Origin of the sequence: Qingshengfaniella alkalisoli (assembly GCF_007855645.1) — a bacterium.
In the GTDB taxonomy this organism is placed as follows: domain Bacteria; phylum Pseudomonadota; class Alphaproteobacteria; order Rhodobacterales; family Rhodobacteraceae; genus Qingshengfaniella; species Qingshengfaniella alkalisoli.
The window spans coordinates 42501-60666 of record NZ_CP042261.1; the positions used below are offsets into that span (position 1 = coordinate 42501).

Sequence of the window (18166 nt, forward strand, 5' to 3'; positions counted from 1 at the left end):
CATCAGACCGTACCCGAAACCGACACAGGTGGACTGGTAGAGAATACCAAGGCGCTTGAGAGAACGATGTTGAAGGAACTCGGCAAAATACCTCCGTAAGTTCGCGAGAAGGAGGCCCGGTTTCTAGGCAACTAGTGGCTGGGGGCACAAACCAGGGGGTGGCGACTGTTTACTAAAAACACAGGGCTCTGCGAAGTCGCAAGACGACGTATAGGGTCTGACGCCTGCCCGGTGCCGGAAGGTTAAAGGGAGGAGTGAGAGCTCCGAACTGAAGCCCCGGTAAACGGCGGCCGTAACTATAACGGTCCTAAGGTAGCGAAATTCCTTGTCGGGTAAGTTCCGACCTGCACGAATGGCGTAACGACTTCCCCGCTGTCTCCAACATCGACTCAGCGAAATTGAATTGCCTGTCAAGATGCAGGCTTCCCGCGGTTAGACGGAAAGACCCCGTGCACCTTTACTACAGCTTCACACTGGCAACAGGCCAGCGATGTGCAGGATAGGTGGTAGGCTTTGAAACCGTGACGCCAGTCGCGGTGGAGCCTCCCTTGAGATACCACCCTTCGCTCGCTTGTTGTCTAACCGCGGTCCGTTATCCGGATCCGGGACCCTGTGTGGCGGGTAGTTTGACTGGGGCGGTCGCCTCCTAAAGCGTAACGGAGGCGCGCGAAGGTTGGCTCAGAGCGGTCGGAAATCGCTCGTTGAGTGCAATGGCAGAAGCCAGCCTGACTGCAAGACTGACAAGTCGAGCAGAGTCGAAAGACGGCCATAGTGATCCGGTGGTCCCGAGTGGAAGGGCCATCGCTCAACGGATAAAAGGTACGCCGGGGATAACAGGCTGATGGTGCCCAAGAGTCCATATCGACGGCACCGTTTGGCACCTCGATGTCGGCTCATCTCATCCTGGGGCTGGAGCAGGTCCCAAGGGTACGGCTGTTCGCCGTTTAAAGAGGTACGTGAGCTGGGTTTAGAACGTCGTGAGACAGTTCGGTCCCTATCTGCCGTGGGTGTAGGATACTTGAGAGGAGTTGCCCCTAGTACGAGAGGACCGGGGTGAACGATCCACTGGTGGACCAGTTGTCATGCCAATGGCAGTGCTGGGTAGCTATGATCGGAAAGGATAACCGCTGAAGGCATCTAAGCGGGAAGCCCCCCTCAAAACAAGGTATCCCTGAGGACCGTGGTAGACCACCACGTCGATAGGCCGGAGATGTAAGCGCAGCAATGCGTTCAGTTGACCGGTACTAATTGTCCGATAGGCTTGATTTGATCCAGTAAAAGCAAGACTGGTCAAAAGCATACACAAAACATAGTGTACATGACTTGGAAATAATGGCTTTTTCCTCGGTTTGGTGATCATAGCGCAAGTGAAACACCCGATCCCATCCCGAACTCGGCAGTTAAGCACTGTCGCGCCGATGGTACTGCGTCTCAAGACGTGGGAGAGTAGGTCATCGCCAAACCTAGAAAAAAGCCACAAATCTCTCTAACGATGTTCAAATCCACATCAGCTGCAAAAAAAAACAACGCAGCAATGGCGCGGGATGGAGCAGCCCGGTAGCTCGTCAGGCTCATAACCTGAAGGTCGTAGGTTCAAATCCTACTCCCGCAACCAAAAATACCAAACAATACCAAAGCCTTACGCCTCGCATTTCGCGGGGCTTTTTGCTTGTCCGCAATTCAACTCAACACCACATCAACATTCGACGAACCCGCTGGACGGGGTAGCGCGCCATCGGCGCCTCTGACTCTTCGGTACGCTCAGGAGCACGGATCGACCAGTTTGACGAAGACGAAGGCATTCAAGGGCGTCTTCGTGCACTGGGCGGTCGAGCAAATTTGACCCTGATTAACCTATCCAGAAGCCGCCGTTAATATCGAATGTCGCGCCGGTAATGTACCTTGCTTCGTCAGATACAAGGTAAGCGACCAATCCGCCAATTTCTTCAGTCTGCGCCAGTCGGCCGACCGGGATCGCGGACATGACTTTCTCTCGGACATCTTCGGGCATGTGCTCCCGGATCAGGTCCGTGTCAACTACTCCCGGAGCGATGGCGTTCGCGCGAATGCCTTTGTTTGCCATCTGGCGCGCCAAAGTCTTGGTAAAGGCCAGGATCGCTCCTTTGGAGGCTGCATAATGGATGCCCCCATTCATTGCGCCTTGCCGGGCGACGATCGAAGACGTCGAGATCACGCAGCCGCCGCCCCGTTCGATTATCGACGGCAGTACCGCCTTGGTGCAGAGGAAGACACTCTTGAGATTTATGTTCATCAGTCGATCCCATTCTTCTTCGGACATGTCGAGAATAGGGATCGCGCGATCGATGCCTGCGTTGTTTACGAGAATATCAATTCCTCCGAAACGATCAACAACCTGTTCGACCATCTCTTTCACTGCAGCTGAGGAGGAAACATCGGCCGTGATCGCTATAGTGCGGTCTCCCAACACGGTCGCTGTTTCGGCGCTGGTTGCGGGATCGATGTCGACGACCGCCACTTGTGCGCCCCGCGCGTGCAAGGCAGAGACAATGCCGCGCCCGATACCGCGCCCCGAACCAGTGACGATTGCGGTTTTGCCGCACAGCGAACCTGGATAGTCTTGTTTGGAAGTCATTTCACTGTCTGCTTTCTTCACGCTGCGAATTTCCCGGTTTCGGCAAAGACTTGGTAGTCAGAATCTTGCAAAGTAATGCCATGTCCTAGGCCTTCTGGCGGAGACGCCAGGCCGGAAACATCGAAGGATATTTGCGCGCCTAGCCCGTCACGCAATGGGTTCGGAAGACGGTTCACCTCGAACACCGTCACAGTTTGCAACGCTGCCGCAACCTGGAGAGTTGCAGCGACGGCTATGCTGCCGCCGACCCCGTGCGGTGCGATCTCGGCATTTCGTTCTGCGGCGAGCATGTCGAGATCGCGCATCGCAGATACCCCTCCGATCCGGGTGATGTTGGGCTGAACTATGCGGATACCGGTGCTGTCCATCAGACGTGCAAGGGCTTCGGTTGTGAACTCGTTCTCACCGCCTGCCAAGGGTATCGACGTCGCTCCTGCAAGTTCACGCAGGGCATCGGTTTCTTCGGGGGGCATCGGCTCTTCTAGCCAGGCGATGTCCAGCCCCTCAATCCCGGCCACCAGTGCGCGTGCACCAACCGCATCATAGCCGCAATTAGCATCTAGCATGAGCCGCCGCGCCGGATCCAGCGCCTCACGAACTGCATGCACATGAGCAATGTCCTCGGCAGGGTGCTTGCGACCGATTTTAAGCTTAAGACCTCCGAAACTGCCGACGAGTCCGCGAGCAGCCGCCGCCGATTGCTCAGGTGTCGCAAGAAACGGCACGGGGCTCACATAGGTTGGTATGGCCTTCGGCTCCGAGCCGAGAAATGCCGACAGAGTTTTGCCTTCACGCCTAGCAAGTAAGTCCCAAAGAGCAATGTCGACTCCACTCAGCGCCTCCATCGCGGGACCGCGGGAATGCCCCAACGCCAGAAAGAAGCGTCGCAGTGCGGCAGCCATTTGCGACGGATTACCTATCTGCTGACCAGTCAGGGTGGGAGCAATCACGCGGTTGATAATTTCGGCGGCGGGGTAGGGAGTGGGCAGCCCAAAGCATTCGCCAAGCCCTTCGGCACCATCCGAGGTTCGTGCAATCACAAGCGTGCAGTATTGGCCGACGCGGGGGATGGCTTGGAAATGGCTCGCAGGATGTCGAATCTCGTCAGGAATGCGGTCTTCGCCGCCGTATATGGCCGCAAAACTTGCGGTTAACGGGATCGCCCGGAGGCTTTCGAGCGTGACGGTCATGAATTAATCTCCGACGAGGTTTGGAAGAAAGGTGGTAAGCGGGGGAAACACTATTAGCAGCCCGAGTACGAGGAATAGGGGCACGTAGAAGGGGAGAATCGCTAGCACCAGACGACCCATCGATACCTTGGCTACATCCATCATGATGAACAGGATCATGCCAACCGGCGGAGTGGTGATGCCTATAACGACGTTAATAACCACGACGACGCCGAAGTGGATAGGATCTATCCCCACTGTCTGGATCAGTGGATAGACCATTGGCACCGCGATCAGCAGGATCGGTGTCGGCTCCATAACCATTCCGGCAATGAAGAGTCCTGCACTGATGATCAGTAGGACTGTTAGCGGGTCGGAGCTTATGCCGAGGATGCTTTCAGTCAGCAAGGAGGGTAAGTTGTTGACAGCGATGATCCAGCTGAACGGTATGCCCACCGCGATCATGAACAGGATCATGCCGCAGGAGACGATGGTCTCGCGAAGAGCGAAATACAGCCGGTTCCAGTCGAGTGAGCGATAGGTAAGTCCGAGAACGACTGCGTAAAAGCAGGTAAGCGCGCCAAGCTCGGTCGGGGTCGCTATTCCAAGCAGCAGACCGCCCACCAGCAGAACAGGCGCGGCGATGGCGGGCAGTGCCCGGAGAAAGGCATGGCCGATTTCAGGAACTTGAGTTCGGGGCCGTACCGGTGCTGTAATCCGACCCGTTACCGCCAAACAGTAGACGGTGATCATCAGTGCCGCGCCCATCATAAGACCGGGCAGAATACCCGCCAGAAACATGTCTGCGATCGAGACTTGGGCCATGACGGCATAGATTACCATAACCACGCTGGGCGGAATTATTGGCCCGATAATCGAGGAGGCAGCCGTGATAGCTGCGCTGAACTCTGCCGTGAAACCTGCCTTCTTCATGGCCCGCACCTCGATGGCGCCAAGCCCAGCCGCATCGGCGGCGGCCACGCCCGATACGCCTGCAAAGATGATGCTGGCCATGACGTTTACGTGCGCGAGGCTACCTCGAATATGGCCGACAAGCGCAAGCGCAAAGGCAAAAATCCGTTCGGCAACCCCCGTTTGGTTGAGCAGATTGCCCGCGAGGATAAATGTCGGAATCGCGAGGAACGGAAAGCTCTCGAGGCCAGGGGCCATGCGCTGGATGATGATAGTGACAGGGAAGATTCCGTCGATGAGCATGTAGGCCACTGATGACGCAAGCATGGCAAAGGCAACTGGCACCTCCAGCAGTAGAAGCACTGCGAAGATGATAAGCATAAGGAGGAGAGCGCTCATCTGCGTTCCTCCGCAACAATAAGCTCTTCACCCATGATAGCATCCGAAAGTGACGGGTCAGGGATGGTGCCGAGTATCGGCGCGTCGCCACCCATTGTCGCGTCGACAGCGTAGAATATCGCCGTCGCTGTCATCGAGAGAAAGGACACGAGGGTCGGCACGGTAAAGAACCAGTGCAAGTGTATGGACACTGGGAGTCCGACAGTAGATTGCAGGCGCTCAGTACGCATTGCATCAGGAATATAGAAAATCACCGTCACCAAAACGGCGGCGATAATTAAGTTGATGATGGAGTCTGCGACCCTACGCACACGGGCCGGTGCAAAACCGTCATAGGTTCGGATCGCAATGTGTCGGCGCATCTTGTAGGTGACCGATGCCGCAAGGAAAGCCAGCCAGATCAGTAGGTAGGTTGCTAGTTCTTCAGCCCAGATCAGCGGCCGACCCAGCAGGTAGCGCGAAAAGACCTGGCTAAGCATGATGGTCACGATGGCCAACAGCGTCAGGACTGTCATCGCGAGTTCGATCCGGCCGACCAATTGCAACCCGGACCGGCAGAGATGTTGCCTAGACATGCAACGCTTCTCCTGTGTTCTGGCGCGCCTTGCAGGCGGCGCGGGATTTCGGAAAGGAACCGGCCGTTCGTGCGGCCGGCCGTGTCTTTGCCGTAGGATCAAAGACCTTGGATTTTTTCCCACAGGCCTTCGCTCCACAGGCCTTCAGACTCCATGCGCTCAACCGCTCCGGCGACCTTGTCCTGAAAGGGCTTGATGTCGATGTCCGACACGGTCGCGCCTTCTTCCTCGAAACCGGCCAAAACCGTCTCAACCTCTTCCGTAGCAGCCGCCAGGCCCCAGTCAGTGGCGGCAGTTGCGAGTTCGGTCATCTTGGCTTGTTCGACTTCGGTGAACTCCGACCATGCGCGTTCGGTGATTGAGATGTGGACAGTCGAGTAAAGGTGGTCGGTTCTGGTGACGTAGGGAGCCACCTTCTCGAAATTCTGCTTGCCCGCGTCTGTTGGCGGCCCCTCTGCCGCCACGACGACGCCAGTGTTGAGAGCAAGATAGACTTCCGCCCAAGCGACCTGAGTTGGTTGCGTCCCGACCGCTGTCCAAAGCTCGAGATAGGATTTCAGCTGCGGGACGCGCATTTTGACGTTCTGCAGGTCTTCGATTCCGCTAACCGGCGTTTTAGTGAAGAGCATACGTGGCTGGGTTGGGCGCCCGGCAAGAATTCTGACTCCGGCGGCAATCGCTTCGTCTTCGAGCGGATCGAAGAGTTCACTTTCGATGAAGTTTTTCATGTGCTGTTGATCGCGGAACGTGAGGCCCCAGCCAAGAATCTGCATGTCCGGCACGTAGTTGGCGAACCAGACAAGCTCGTTGCAGAATATGTCGATGGTGCCGGAGACATGTTGTTCCATAACCGACTTGGCCGAGCCGAGCGCTTCACCTTGAACGTAGTTGAGCGAGACCTCGGGAAGCTCTTCTGCCACGCCGTCAACAAACTGCTGGCACATTCGATCCTTTAGAGAGCCGACGGGATCCGCCGAGGCGACCACAAGATCGCGCGCCTGAACGGGTGTCACAGCCAAGCCGAGTAGGGCGGCGAATAGGCCCATTTGATAGATTCGCATTGCATCCTCCCAAGAATGTCCATATAGTAGACAAAATGTCCGTAATATGAGACATATTGGGCCGACTGACAGTTGGCAACGCTTTTTGTGGAGCTTGCGGGAGGGCTGCATGGCGACAGTTGAAACTAAGGGTGCAGATTCTCTTCGTAAGGCATTAAATTTATTGGATATCGTTAAAGATCGACCGGGTGGCGCGGAAATGCGCGATCTGGTTGCAGCATCCGGTTTGTCTCGCCCCACAGCCTATCGAATGGTCGCCGCGCTAACCGAAGAAGGGTTTCTAAAGCTGGATGATTCGACGCGCCGGATTACTTTCGGACCCAAGCTGCTTGCTCTTGCGCAGGGCATCTGGAGCGATACAGACCTTCGAGGTGGTTCGCGCAATGAATTGACAAGGCTTGCGCAAGAGACGGGTGCTACTGCGCTGCTCATGGTCCGCTCGGGAGGCTGGGCGAGTTGCATTGATCTAGTAGAAGGGCAGCGTGGTGGGCACGGATGGCAAGTTGGAATGGTTCGATCCGTAACCCAATGTGCTGGAGGGCTTGCGATCCTCGCATATGGGGACTGGTCTGACCTAGACCGGCGTCAGAAAGATCTTGATGTGGATGATCCTCGCCAGCTCAAATCGACTTTGGGAGTGGTCCGCTCTCGGTTTTATGCTGTCGACACCCTTGCGAATGAGAGCGGAAACATGGGAGTTGCAGCTCCCATCTTCGATATTTCAGGGCGCGCCGTTGGGGCTGTATGCCTATATGGGGATGCGCAGGCGTCTCTGCATGCGCTTGGCTCTGCAGTCGTTCAAGCCGCCCGGGACATCTCAGAAGCCCGGGGCGGCTACCCCTTCGATATTTCTTTGCCTACTCTGGCGATTTCGAATGATTTGGACGGTGTAGATTTAATTGCCGATAGCCAATGCCTGATTGGAGACAATCCCTGTTTCGATGATGAGCGATTGTTCTGGATAGATATTCTGGGCCCGTCTTTGTATCGCCTGGATCGCGCGGGTGAAGAGCCCGTTTGTCTAAACCAAACCGAAGTTGCCGGAGCTCTTCTACGCCTTGGGCCAGGACGGATGCTGCTAGCACAGCAGACGCGGCTTGCGTTGCTTGATGGCAGTGGGAACGAGACTTGGCAACGCAGGGTCTCGGGACTACCTCCCGGTTTTAGATATAACGACGGCGCGTTGGATCCGGTAGGTCGCATTTGGCTTGGCGCAATGGATATGGCCGTGTCACGCAGCACAGGATTGCTGCACCGGTATGATGATCTGGATGCATCGCCAATAAGCCTGCCGGGCTTTAGTCTGCCGAACGGTATTTCTTTCTCTCCTGATTACGAGCGGATGTTTGTCGTGGACTCGATGGAAAAACTGCTATGCGTTTTCGACTATGACGCTGATATTGGGGCTGCTACCCTTAGGGAGCGTATTACCCTGTTGGAAGATTGCGACGGAAGGCCCAGCGGTCTTGCACCAGGTCCGGACGGCACGTTCTTCACCTGCCACTGGGATGGCGGTGCTGTGCTGCAGATCGACTCAATTGGTCGGACTATCAGTTCATATTCCGTACCGGTCCCGCGACCTTCTGGGCTCGTGTATGATGGTGAAAATGACAGGCTTATCGTAACGTCGGCACGTGTTCGGTTATCGGAAACGGATACGGCAAGATTTCCTAAGGCCGGTGGAACCTTCGCAGTTCCGCTGTCAAAGTGATCATCAACGATCTCTTATATTTGAGCCTCGTTTCTATCGTGATGCTATAAGCAGCATTCGAAATTGGTTCCCGCTTTTCGAACCGGAAGGCTGGCCATTCTCTATCCTAGAATGGTGGAATTGCCTATTCAGATATCACCCGACCTTCGCACCCCAAAGCGACGTATGCTCCGCCGCGAAATATCCGTCCGCTGCCCGGAAATACCCCTGTGTTGATTTCCGCTGAGAAGTGACGCGGTATTTTCACCGAGATTTGACCCACGCTTGTTTATGTATCAGCGACTATTTGACGGTCAATGCCTGGGCCTCCTTTCGCGTTTTCCTTGCGGCCTCGGAGCTGGCCTTGAAGCGGTAGCTGTCGTTGCCGGTTTACAGAATGTGGCAGCGGTGAGTGAGCCGGTCCAAGAGGGCTGTTGTCCTCTTCGCGTCGCCGAAGACCTGAGCCCATTCGGAGAAGCTGAGGTTCGTGGTTATGATCACACTGGTGCGCTCATATAGTTTGCCCAGGAGGTGGAACAGCAACGCGCCGCCTGATGAGCTGAACGGCAGGTAGCCGAGCTCGTCAAGAATGACCAAGTCAATCTTGGTGAGCATCTCGGCCATTCTGCCGGCCTTTCCGAGCGCCTTTTCCTGTTCCAGCGCGTTGACCAGTTCCACGGTCGAGTAGAAGCGCACTTTGCACCTGTGATGCTCGATGGCCTGGACGCCGATGGCCGTTGCGATGTGGCTTTTGCCGGTGCCCGGTCCGCCGATCAGGACGACATTCTCGGCGTTTTCCATGAACGCGCCACGGTGCAACTGCCGGACGGTGGCTTCATTGATCTCGCTGGATTTGAAGTCAAAGCCCGCGAGGTCCTTGTAAGACGGAAAGCGGGCCACCTTCGTGTGATAGGCGATGGAGCGCACTTCTCGTTCTGCCATCTCGGCCTTGAGCAACTGGGACAACATCGGCGTTGCGGCCTCGAACGCTGGAGCGCCCTGGGCGACCAGATCATCGACGGCCTGCGCCATGCCATGCAGCTTTAAGCTGCGTAGCATGATCACGATTGAGGCGCCTGCAGGGTCATGACGCATGGCGATTTTCTCCAGCCTGTCTCAGAGCGTCATAGCGGTCGACGTTGGCCTTTGGCGCCGTTTCCAAGGACAGGGCATCTGGTGTGTCGACCTCGGGATGATTGGTTGATTTGCGGTCGATCAGCCTGTGGAGCAGGTTCAGGATATGCGTCTTGGTAGGCACGCCAGCTTCAAGTGCCAGTTCTACGGCACATAGAACGGCGGCCTCGTCATGATGCAGGACCAAGGACAGGATATCGACCATCTCCCGGTCACCGCCCTCTTTGCGCAACATGGTATCCTGCAGACGGCGGAAGGCTTCAGGCATCTCTGTGAACGGTGCGCCATTGCGTAAGGCGCCAGATTTGCGCTGGACAACAGCCAGGTAGTGGCGCCAATCGTAAACGACTTTACTCGGTTTGCGATGTGTTCGGTCGATGATCCGATGGTGCCTGCATACGGTTTGGCCCTCTGCCACGACGACCAGCCGATCTGGATAGACATGTAAACTGACACGATGGTTGGCAAAGCTGGCGGGAACGCTGTACCGATTGCGCTCGAAGGTAATGAGGCATGTCGGCGATACCCGCTTGCTGTGCTCGACAAACCCATCAAAGGCCGGTGGCAGCGCCATCAAGGTAGGCTTCTCAGCGTTCCAAGCGTCAGCGATGGAGCCGGGTAACGTCTGATGCGCCGTTTCCGCCCAAAGGGCCAAACAGCGATCCTCCAACCATTGGTTCAATTCATCCAGATCCTTGAAGACAGGCATGACTTGCCACATGCGGTTGTGCGCATCTTGCACGTTCTTCTCGACCTGACCTTTCTCCCAACCAGCGGCGGGGTTACAGAACTCGGGCTCAAAAACGTAGTGGCTGGCCATGGCCCTGAAACGTGCGTTGACGTCCCGCTGTTTGCTGCGGCCAACCCGATCCACCGCCGTCTTCATATTGTCGTAAATGCCTCGCCCCGGTACGCCGCCGAAGACGCGGAATGCGTGCCAGTGGGCGTCGAACAGCATCTCGTGGGTTTGCAGCGGGTAGGCTCGCACCAAAAAGGCCCGGCTGTGCGACAGCTTGATATGAGCGACCTGCAGCTTGATCCGCTCGCCGCCAATGTTCGCCCAGTCTTCGCTCCAGTCGAACTGGAACGCTTCGCCGGGCTGGAATACCAAGGGCACGAATGTGCCGCGTCCCGTCGTCTGCTCTGCCCGGTGTCGATCCGACTGCCAGGCCCGAGCGAACGCCGCCACGCGACCATAGGAGCCGTCATAGCCAAGCTTGACCAGATCGGCATGCATTTGCTTCACGGTACGGCGCTCTTTGCGCGGCTTCCGCGTCTGCGCCAGCAACCAAACAGATAGACGGTCCGCGTACGGGTCCAGCTTGCTCGGCCGAGATGGCGTCTTAAACTTCGCCTCTACAGCGCCTTCGCGAAGATACTTTCTGATGGTGTTGCGAGACAGGCCCGTGCGCCGGGAAATCTCGCGGATTGGCACTTTGTCACGCAATGCCCAGCGTCGAATAACACTCAAAAATCCCATGCCGATCACTCCATATCTCCCCGACCAAAATCGTCAGGGACAACGTGTCCACATGGGTCAATTCTCAGTGAAACTATTGTGGGCTACCGGGTCACTTCTCAGCGGAAATCAACAATCTGCGCGGCCACGAGCAGATACTTCACCCCCGGCATCGATCTCGCGGCGCAGATCCTTCGCCCGCTCCCGCGCCGCAGTCGCCGACCATTCCGGCCAGCGCCCGATGGTCATCCGCCGCTGGCGCCCAGCGCTCCGGTAATCCAGCGTGAACGCGCGGCTGCCGGAGCGGTAGATGCAGACCGCGAACCCCCGCGTTTCCGTGTCGAAGATCTGGTAGTCGCGTCCCTCGGCGGGTACTGCCATCCGAACTGACTTTTCGTTCAATCGCACTCTGTTGGGCATGCAACTTATCCTCCATCGTCTCTGACATGACGCGTAGATTTGCGCCGCGATCAAGAGATGTCAGGAAGAACGGGTGGAGGGGTGGCGCAGGGTGGCGATGAAAGCGAGTAGGGCGTGCCACCCATGCAGATTAGGGCTGAATGGGCTTATTCTGTTGAAAAACTATTGTTGATTTGAGGTCGGGTCGCTGATTCAATTTCCTTATTCTGTGGGGGGGAACTGCGATGTTGGGACCGAAGCAAGAGGCGCAAGGCGCACTGTTCTACGAGTTCTCGATTGAAGATCACGTCCCGCAGGGCCACCTGCTGCGCTCCATCGATCGTTTTGTTGATTTAACCGAAATCCGTGCCTACCTCGCGGAGTTCTACAGCCACACGGGGCGGCCATCCGTCGATCCCGAACTGCTGATCCGTATGCTGTTGGTCGGGTATTGCTTCGGCATCCGGTCTGAGCGTCGGCTGTGCGAAGAGGTGCATCTGAACCTGGCCTATCGCTGGTTCTGCCGACTTGACCTGAGTGACCGGGTCCCGGATCATTCGACGTTTTCAAAGAACAGACATGGTCGTTTCCGCGACAGCGAGTTGCTACGGCATTTCTTTGAGACAACCGTCGCGCGCTGCATCGCGGAAGGTTTGGTCAGCGGCCAGCGCATGGCGGTCGACGCCAGCCTGATCGAGGCGGATGCGAACAAGCAGAACTCGACGCCGAAGGAGGACTGGGATGCATCGACGATCGACTTGACCGACGCGCCCCGTGCGGTGCGAGAGTATCTCGACACGCTGGACGAGGCTGCATTTGGTGCCACCAGCGAGGTCCAGCCTAAGTTCACCTCGCATTCGGACCCGGCCAGTCAGTGGACGGCGGCGCGGAAGGGTCCTGCTTTCTTTAGCTATTCCGACAATTACCTGATCGACACAGATCACGGTGTCATCTTGGATGTGGAACCCACCCGGTCCATCCGGCAAGCCGAGGTCGGATCGACCCAGACGATGCTGACACGGGTGAAAGACAAATTCGACCTGGTCCCCGACTGGATGATCGCCGACACCGCCTACGGCTCGGGCCCGATGCTCGGCCGGCTCGTGGATCGCAAGATCGACCCTTACATCCCAGTGATCGACAAGGCCGGACGCCCAGACGGCACCTGGACGCGCACAGATTTCGACTGGGATGCTGAAAACGATCAATACATCTGCCCCGAGGGTCACGCGCTCAAGCAGTTTCGCCGCAACTATTCTGATCCAAACCGGGGGCCGACCGGCAAGGGCACCGCAAAGTATCGTGCGCTGAAACTGACCTGTCAGGTCTGTCCATCCAAATCGAAGTGCTGCCCCAACGCAGACGCCAGAGCGATCACCCGTGAAGAACACGAAGATGCTCGCCAAGTTGCCAGGGATTTAGCCAAGACCGATGAATACGTGATTGCGATGAAGCTCCGAAAGAAGGTCGAAATGCTCTTCGCACACCTCAAACGTATTCTCTGCCTTGGTCGGCTCCGATTACGTGGCCCATGCGGGGCAAACGACGAATTTCTACTCGCCGCAACCGCCCAAAACCTCCGCAAACTGGCCAAGATCTTTCCTGCACCGCAGAAAACGCGAAACGCCTGACAGAAGTGGCAGTCGCGGACCTCATGACCCAAGAATTTCTGCGGTTGCAAGTAGATGTTTTTCCACAGAATGGGCGGATTCCAGAAATTCTCTGCATGCGCGAACATAATGCCTCGGTGACCACATAGCGGTCATTCACGCCGTTCTAAATTCAAAGTTCAGGTGTTTGATCGCTCGCCCCGTCTCGCGAGATCGATGACCATGATCTTGACCTCTTTGGCTGCTGGCCAGTCATGGACAATTTAATGCCAGTACGTTTGAAGTGCATCTTTGAGTTTTCCCGGTCGACCAAGCGATCGCCAATTTGCCACCTGCGCTCAGGTGATTGACCCCGACACGCGGCCACGCTGGTTCAACCGAGCACCATGTAGACTTCCCCTGGGACCTTTTCTCCGCATAGCGTCTTTTCGCGTTTTGCCTTCCAAGTTTTTGCTCGGTTCTCCAACCGGTTCTTGATGCTCGGTGCGAACCTCGGCATCGCTGTGCCCGTGCGCGAGACGCTTCCCTCCCACAAACCAAAACGCGCATCCACGATCTTGAGAAATAGCGCGCTGAGCGCCCAGAAATCCTCGGCAGAGTCCGTGGTACTCATCTTCTCATACCAATACTTCGCCCAGCTATTGCGATCATACGCGAAGCGAGCTGATTTCGCCGCCCGGCCGATCAGGCCATTTGCGTCTAAATATTTATTGAGGAGCGCTTCGGAGACTGGAGATTCCACCCCGAAGCCGAGCACCATGAGCGCACGCGCGTTGATGGCAGGCTCCGGGCGTTCGAGGCTTTTGCGAGCAAAATTTTCGAGGAATTTCATCTGCCCTGCCATGAGTGCCGCCAGCACTTCCTGCGCCAACTGATGGTCACTCGCCGCACGGTCCAGCCGCTGAGTTCGCAGATCATCAATCCCACCGCCGTCGGCGCTCTTCCATACACAGATTGCCTCAAGAGGCACCTCCGACAGGCCGGACACAAGGGCTACGAAAGCCCGCCTGCCTGACAGGCGGGCAAACAATCTGCTGGCGAGCGTCAGGTCGTGGTGGGAAATCGACCGTGCCAGCATCAATGCGAAGTTCTGGACATGCGCCAGCTTGCGATCATCCACACGAAGAAGCTCCTGGGCTAAACTGACGTAATGCTCTCGCGATACCGAAACGCACGCATCGACTGCTGCAAAGCCCACGTCCTCCGCGATGAGCCGCGCCTTCTCCTTCGTAAGCGCAGTCTCAAACCGATTGAACGCTTCCCATCCCTGCCGTTGCCGCGCTTCAAAATCTTCCGGCGTTTCGGACATACGCTTGAAGAACGCTTCGGGACCTAAGACGTCTTCCGGCTCCGCCAGCGAAAGGAGCGGCGGAATCGCACTACCTGCCGCGTCCATGTTCTGTTCGACGGCCGGAGGGGAGAACGGGAGTTCGATATCAAGCGCTCTTCTGACGGCTGATGTGAGGCGCGCAGCAATCGCCGCGTGGCACGCCTCTCCGAGCGCCTCTGCTGCTGCGCTGTAGATGGGCGGGCTAATCCTGTCCAATGCCTCATCGACGCAGATCACACCTTGCTCGGCTGCGTTGATGACAATCAGAGAGCCGTACCAAATCTCGAAGTAGTTTTTTCGCGGATCGAGCAAGTTTGCATTCCATCCGGTGATCGCGATGCCTTCGATAAGATCGGTGTCTTTCAAATGCGCGATTATGTCCATTGCCTTGGCGCGCACCGCCGAACGCTCGTGTTCTGCGAGTTGGCCGATCAGAATTCGGCTGCGATCGGTTAGAGCCGTGCCTGAATGCCGTGCAAACAGCAGAGCGGAGAGCGCCCGGTTATGCTCGCCAGATTGCATCGCCTGATCCAACGCGCGCTCCAGCTTCTCCGGCGTCGCCGGTTTGAGTACCTCAGCCAGCTTGAGCAAAGGCGGGCCGTGAGGAGGCAAGCCGACCAGAACGTCGAGTTGGGCATCGCCGTCCAAATGTGGAAACGCGATCTGGATCGCATATTGTGACGCGATCCAGTCGTCGCGAGAGTCTCTCGATTCCGCTTCGCGTGGCGAACTGAGCGTATTCGCGATCTCTACGAGTTTGCAGACCGTCTCGGGTTTCAGCGACGCGCAATGCCGCTCGAGCGAGGTGATGCCCAACATAAGCTCCGGGGTTCCGCGCATGACAATGGACCGCGCGATCTTGCGCTGTGTCTCAATGGCTACTTCAGGCCTGAACCGAGCCAGCCCCGGAAGCGCATCTCTCACAAAATGATCTTCCTGACCCATGGAGCGGTGGCGTGACACGTCGTCTACCTTGACTTGCGCGTATCGGTCGGCCGTTCCATCGATGTTTTCCGGCTTTGAGGATGCAGGGTCGCAGGGGTCGGTGTCGCAATACTTTTCGACGAGCCGCCAACCGTCGAACTTCTCCCGATCCCTCGTGAGCGCCTCGACGAGTTGCTCCTCTCGTTCGGCATCTTCGAGCGTGCTGGTACCACGCAAAATCGCCACCAGCGCCCATTGGCCTGTGCGTGACGTGTCGTCTTGGGCGAGAAAATCGGACGTCTTAAGGAGCTGCTGCCGCGTCTCATGCCAATCGTGACGATTAAACCGGATCAGGGCCAGATACTCGTCATATGGAGTTTGGAAACTCGAATTGAGGGCGCTCGAGAAGCTGCACGCGACAAGCTGCTCGGCAAAGCCCGTCAGTGGCATCCCTGCCAGCATCTCGAACGCATCCTCCCAGAGGAGCGATGGCTCGTAGTCCGCACGCTTAAGCATATTCTTTTCAAGAAATTCTCGCTCCGCCGCCGACAGCTCCGCCATTTTTTGCTCAAGCACCTGCTTTCTCTTCTCGGTGTCCTTGGCGATCATATCGGCGCTATCGTTTCCAGGGGTGCTCATCACCCCAAGTTTCGGATCGAGCGAATACGAACGAAGCCAGTTCGACACATGGGTACTGATGATAGACCAGCATTCCGGTTTGTGACGGCATTCGCGCAGTGCCGCCGAGAGCCAGTCTTTGTTGGCCGCATAGCGCGACGTCGTCGCTGAGATGTCAAATAGGGCCCACATCGCCGCATCCGTCGCGTTGCGTGCAAGGGCGACGAACGCCGGGTAGTTGTGCGCGTCAATATTTTGGAGGCGCAGGAAGCCGCAAATCAGCGCGCGCCTGATCGCCAGCGAACATTGCTCGTCGATGCTGGAGACCATAACCCCAGAGAATACCGCGTCGGCGGTCTTGTCGAGGGCAGCGATCGGTTCAATTAGTTCGTCCAGCGCATCCGCAACATCGCGTCCGTTGCGCTCGGCCTTTTGCAGCGCCTTGATGATCGAGAGGCCCAACGCCAGAGAAAGCCCGTCATCGGCAAGAGTATATAGCGTGGAATCCTCCGGAAGCGGCTGGAAGAAATGCTCGGCGGTGACGGCGAGGAGGTCAGCGTTCAAAGTGTAACCGTCTTGGTCTTCGGCGCGGTCGAAGATCAATCTGTCATCGAGCTGCTGCTGTTTCACGCGATCGATGATCGTCTGCGCATGTTGCGCCAACCGCTTCGAGAACTGCTCCGGCAGCTCGGCAGCGTTTCCATCGCGTGCGCCAATACGGATATGCTCGAAGAGCAGTCTGCCCACGCTTAGCTCATTGAAATCAAGGACTTCAACCCTGTCCAGCAGGTCGAAGGCGATACCGAGAATCCGGGGATTTCGGAGCTGGGTTAACACGACCGGCTTAATCTCTCGGTCGTCGACGCCTTTCGCAGCGAGAACCTCCTTCAAGTCTGTCTCCGTCCATTCCGGGACGCGCACAGTGGCGATCTTGGAATGTACGGAGGAGCGAACACGCTCATTAAAATAGCTTTCGCGCGCAGTAATAATCAAAACTCCACCGAGGTCTTCAACAACTGTAGCGGCGTCATCAAGCCAGCGCGGCCAATTAAACCTAGGATGCTGGTTGAGACCATCCACGCATAGAATGAACCGAGGTGAGGCCTCGTTTGGCCGCTCCTTCCACTGCTGCAGTCTACGTTCCCACCGCTTGCGGGTTATTTCGGTGTCGCTCTCATCCGTCTGTTGGATTAGTTTTGAGATGAGATAAGGCATAAAACTTCCGTAGGCAGCTACCGGCTTGAGGTCAGCTGCCGGAAGCAGGACCAACATTGGCCGGTCGTCAAGCTCAAGCCAACTCTGAGCGGCCAGCCAGGTTTTTCCGCGTCCTTCTCCCCCAACGAGTGCCACGATCTGGGGTAAAGAGGCGGTCATCAGGTGCTGGTGAACCTGCCGCACTAATGAAGAACGCAGCCGAAGTGGAAGCGGTCCAGCCGCATTCGGCGCAAGAGCCTGACCGAAGCGTGCCTTGGCGCGCGACCGGTCCGCGAAGGATGCTTCGTGCCACTTTGCATTGGCCTTTCTTGCATTCGCCTCTGCCAGCGAGGGTCCTTGAAGTGCTCGGACAAGAGGATCTGCATTGGCCCCAAAAACTTCTGATTTCCGGATTACAGTGAGAGCGGCTTCAGTATTTTGAACGCTAATCGCGTCACTGGCGTGATCCCGCAAAAACGCGCAGGTTTCTCGCGTCGCTAGAGCACATGCGGCCGCCAAAGGCGGAACAGTAGATGCGCTCGGCCAGTCGAGAACAAGCAGACCAATGCCATTCCTTTCTACGGCTGATTGCATCGGTTCGAGCAATTGCGTACTGACACCGACCGTAGCGCCGAGAACCCACACATCGGGCGGAGCGCTGCTGCCGATCAACCTCGTAATCTTGGTCAAAACCTCATTGTCATTGAGTTTCGAGTTGTAGAGTTTTGCCTCGAACGAAATGTGATTGCTCGCAGTGGCAAGTGTCTCACCATCTTTACCGTTTTGCAGGCCGGATTTTGCTAAACGAAAATCCTGCCCGCTGATTTTGCTGAGTATGGTAGCGAGCAATCCCTCGAAGCCCTCCTGTCCATCGGGCTTCAGCGCAAGAAGTGCCGTCCGCAAATGGTCTAACGCCGCAGTCAATGGGGCGGAACCACACCCTTCGTCGTTAAGAAAACACGGTTCGCCCGACGCATTTGTTGACGACTCATTCATATCACAGCCTATTTGTTCAATGCCGACATCTGATGAAACGGAGCGACGATGGAACTGTCTTGGCCTAAAGTCCAGAGCGCGC

9 protein-coding genes, 1 tRNA gene, 2 rRNA genes and 2 pseudogenes (1 of these 14 running past the window's edge) are annotated in these 18166 nt (G+C 56.8%); 5 read left to right on the plus strand and 9 right to left on the minus strand.

Annotated elements, in window-relative coordinates; all coding sequences use genetic code 11:
- The 3 genes from FPZ52_RS00240 to FPZ52_RS00250 form a co-directional block, all read left to right on the plus strand.
- Window positions 1-1269: ribosomal RNA gene (locus FPZ52_RS00240) — 23S ribosomal RNA — on the plus strand; it begins 1595 nt to the left of the window's first position.
- Between the two features lie 79 nt (window positions 1270-1348).
- Window positions 1349-1463, plus strand: a 5S ribosomal RNA gene (gene rrf / locus FPZ52_RS00245).
- 75 nt (window positions 1464-1538) lie between these two features.
- Window positions 1539-1615, plus strand: a tRNA-Met gene (locus FPZ52_RS00250).
- Between the two features lie 234 nt (window positions 1616-1849).
- Here the strand turns inward: FPZ52_RS00250 and FPZ52_RS00255 are convergent.
- From FPZ52_RS00255 to FPZ52_RS00275, 5 genes are all read right to left on the minus strand, one after another.
- Window positions 1850-2614, minus strand: a complete 765-nt coding sequence (locus tag FPZ52_RS00255) for an SDR family NAD(P)-dependent oxidoreductase (protein ID WP_146362615.1) — start codon at window positions 2612-2614, stop codon at window positions 1850-1852.
- A gap of 17 nt (window positions 2615-2631) precedes the next feature.
- Complete coding sequence (locus FPZ52_RS00260; protein ID WP_146362617.1) at window positions 2632-3804, minus strand: mandelate racemase/muconate lactonizing enzyme family protein; 1173 nt, start codon at window positions 3802-3804, stop codon at window positions 2632-2634.
- A 3-nt stretch (window positions 3805-3807) separates the two neighbouring features.
- Window positions 3808-5094, minus strand: coding sequence for a TRAP transporter large permease (locus tag FPZ52_RS00265; protein WP_146362619.1), 1287 nt, complete (start codon window positions 5092-5094; stop codon window positions 3808-3810).
- Window positions 5091-5669 (minus strand): TRAP transporter small permease, encoded by a 579-nt coding sequence (locus tag FPZ52_RS00270; protein WP_146362621.1) that lies wholly within the window; start codon window positions 5667-5669, stop codon window positions 5091-5093. The genes FPZ52_RS00265 and FPZ52_RS00270 overlap by 4 nt, the downstream gene beginning before the upstream one ends.
- 98 nt (window positions 5670-5767) lie before the next feature.
- The gene (locus FPZ52_RS00275) at window positions 5768-6682 is read right to left on the minus strand and encodes a TRAP transporter substrate-binding protein (protein WP_168201233.1); all 915 of its coding nucleotides are present in this window, start codon (window positions 6680-6682) and stop codon (window positions 5768-5770) included.
- Between the two features lie 157 nt (window positions 6683-6839).
- Here FPZ52_RS00275 and FPZ52_RS00280 point away from each other — a divergent pair, with 157 nt between their 5' ends.
- Complete coding sequence (locus tag FPZ52_RS00280) at window positions 6840-8441, plus strand: SMP-30/gluconolactonase/LRE family protein (RefSeq protein WP_168201234.1); 1602 nt, start codon at window positions 6840-6842, stop codon at window positions 8439-8441.
- A gap of 282 nt (window positions 8442-8723) precedes the next feature.
- On the opposite strand, the pseudogene istB reads toward FPZ52_RS00280, so the two are convergent.
- The 3 genes and pseudogenes from istB to FPZ52_RS00295 form a co-directional block, all read right to left on the minus strand.
- A pseudogene (gene istB / locus FPZ52_RS00285) lies at window positions 8724-9515 on the minus strand (IS21-like element helper ATPase IstB).
- Window positions 9505-11034 carry an IS21 family transposase gene (istA, locus tag FPZ52_RS00290; protein ID WP_146362628.1) on the minus strand — a complete coding sequence of 510 codons (1530 nt, stop codon included), beginning with the start codon at window positions 11032-11034 and terminating at the stop codon, window positions 9505-9507. The pseudogene istB and the gene istA overlap by 11 nt, the downstream one beginning before the upstream one ends.
- Window positions 11035-11172: 138 nt before the next feature.
- Window positions 11173-11433, minus strand: a pseudogene (locus FPZ52_RS00295) (Arm DNA-binding domain-containing protein); the annotation flags it as partial.
- Between the two features lie 224 nt (window positions 11434-11657).
- Between FPZ52_RS00295 and FPZ52_RS00300 the strand changes: the two are divergent.
- Complete coding sequence (locus tag FPZ52_RS00300) at window positions 11658-13043, plus strand: IS1182 family transposase (RefSeq protein WP_146362630.1); 1386 nt, start codon at window positions 11658-11660, stop codon at window positions 13041-13043.
- Window positions 13044-13395: 352 nt separating this feature from the next.
- Here the strand turns inward: FPZ52_RS00300 and FPZ52_RS00305 are convergent, their stop codons facing one another.
- Window positions 13396-18084, minus strand: a complete 4689-nt coding sequence (locus FPZ52_RS00305; protein ID WP_146362632.1) for a hypothetical protein — start codon at window positions 18082-18084, stop codon at window positions 13396-13398.
- Window positions 18085-18166: the final 82 nt, after the last annotated feature.

Bases quoted from the DNA above. Each gene is read 5' to 3' on its own strand.
- FPZ52_RS00300 (WP_146362630.1), top strand. From the start codon at position 11,658: ATGTTGGGACCGAAGCAAGAGGCGCAAGGCGCACTGTTCTACGAGTTC.
- FPZ52_RS00305 (WP_146362632.1), bottom strand. From the start codon at position 18,084: ATGAATGAGTCGTCAACAAATGCGTCGGGCGAACCGTGTTTTCTTAAC.
- istA (WP_146362628.1), bottom strand. From the start codon at position 11,034: ATGGGATTTTTGAGTGTTATTCGACGCTGGGCATTGCGTGACAAAGTG.
- FPZ52_RS00265 (WP_146362619.1), bottom strand. From the start codon at position 5,094: ATGAGCGCTCTCCTCCTTATGCTTATCATCTTCGCAGTGCTTCTACTG.
- FPZ52_RS00280 (WP_168201234.1), top strand. From the start codon at position 6,840: ATGGCGACAGTTGAAACTAAGGGTGCAGATTCTCTTCGTAAGGCATTA.
- FPZ52_RS00270 (WP_146362621.1), bottom strand. From the start codon at position 5,669: ATGTCTAGGCAACATCTCTGCCGGTCCGGGTTGCAATTGGTCGGCCGG.
- FPZ52_RS00255 (WP_146362615.1), bottom strand. From the start codon at position 2,614: ATGACTTCCAAACAAGACTATCCAGGTTCGCTGTGCGGCAAAACCGCA.
- FPZ52_RS00260 (WP_146362617.1), bottom strand. From the start codon at position 3,804: ATGACCGTCACGCTCGAAAGCCTCCGGGCGATCCCGTTAACCGCAAGT.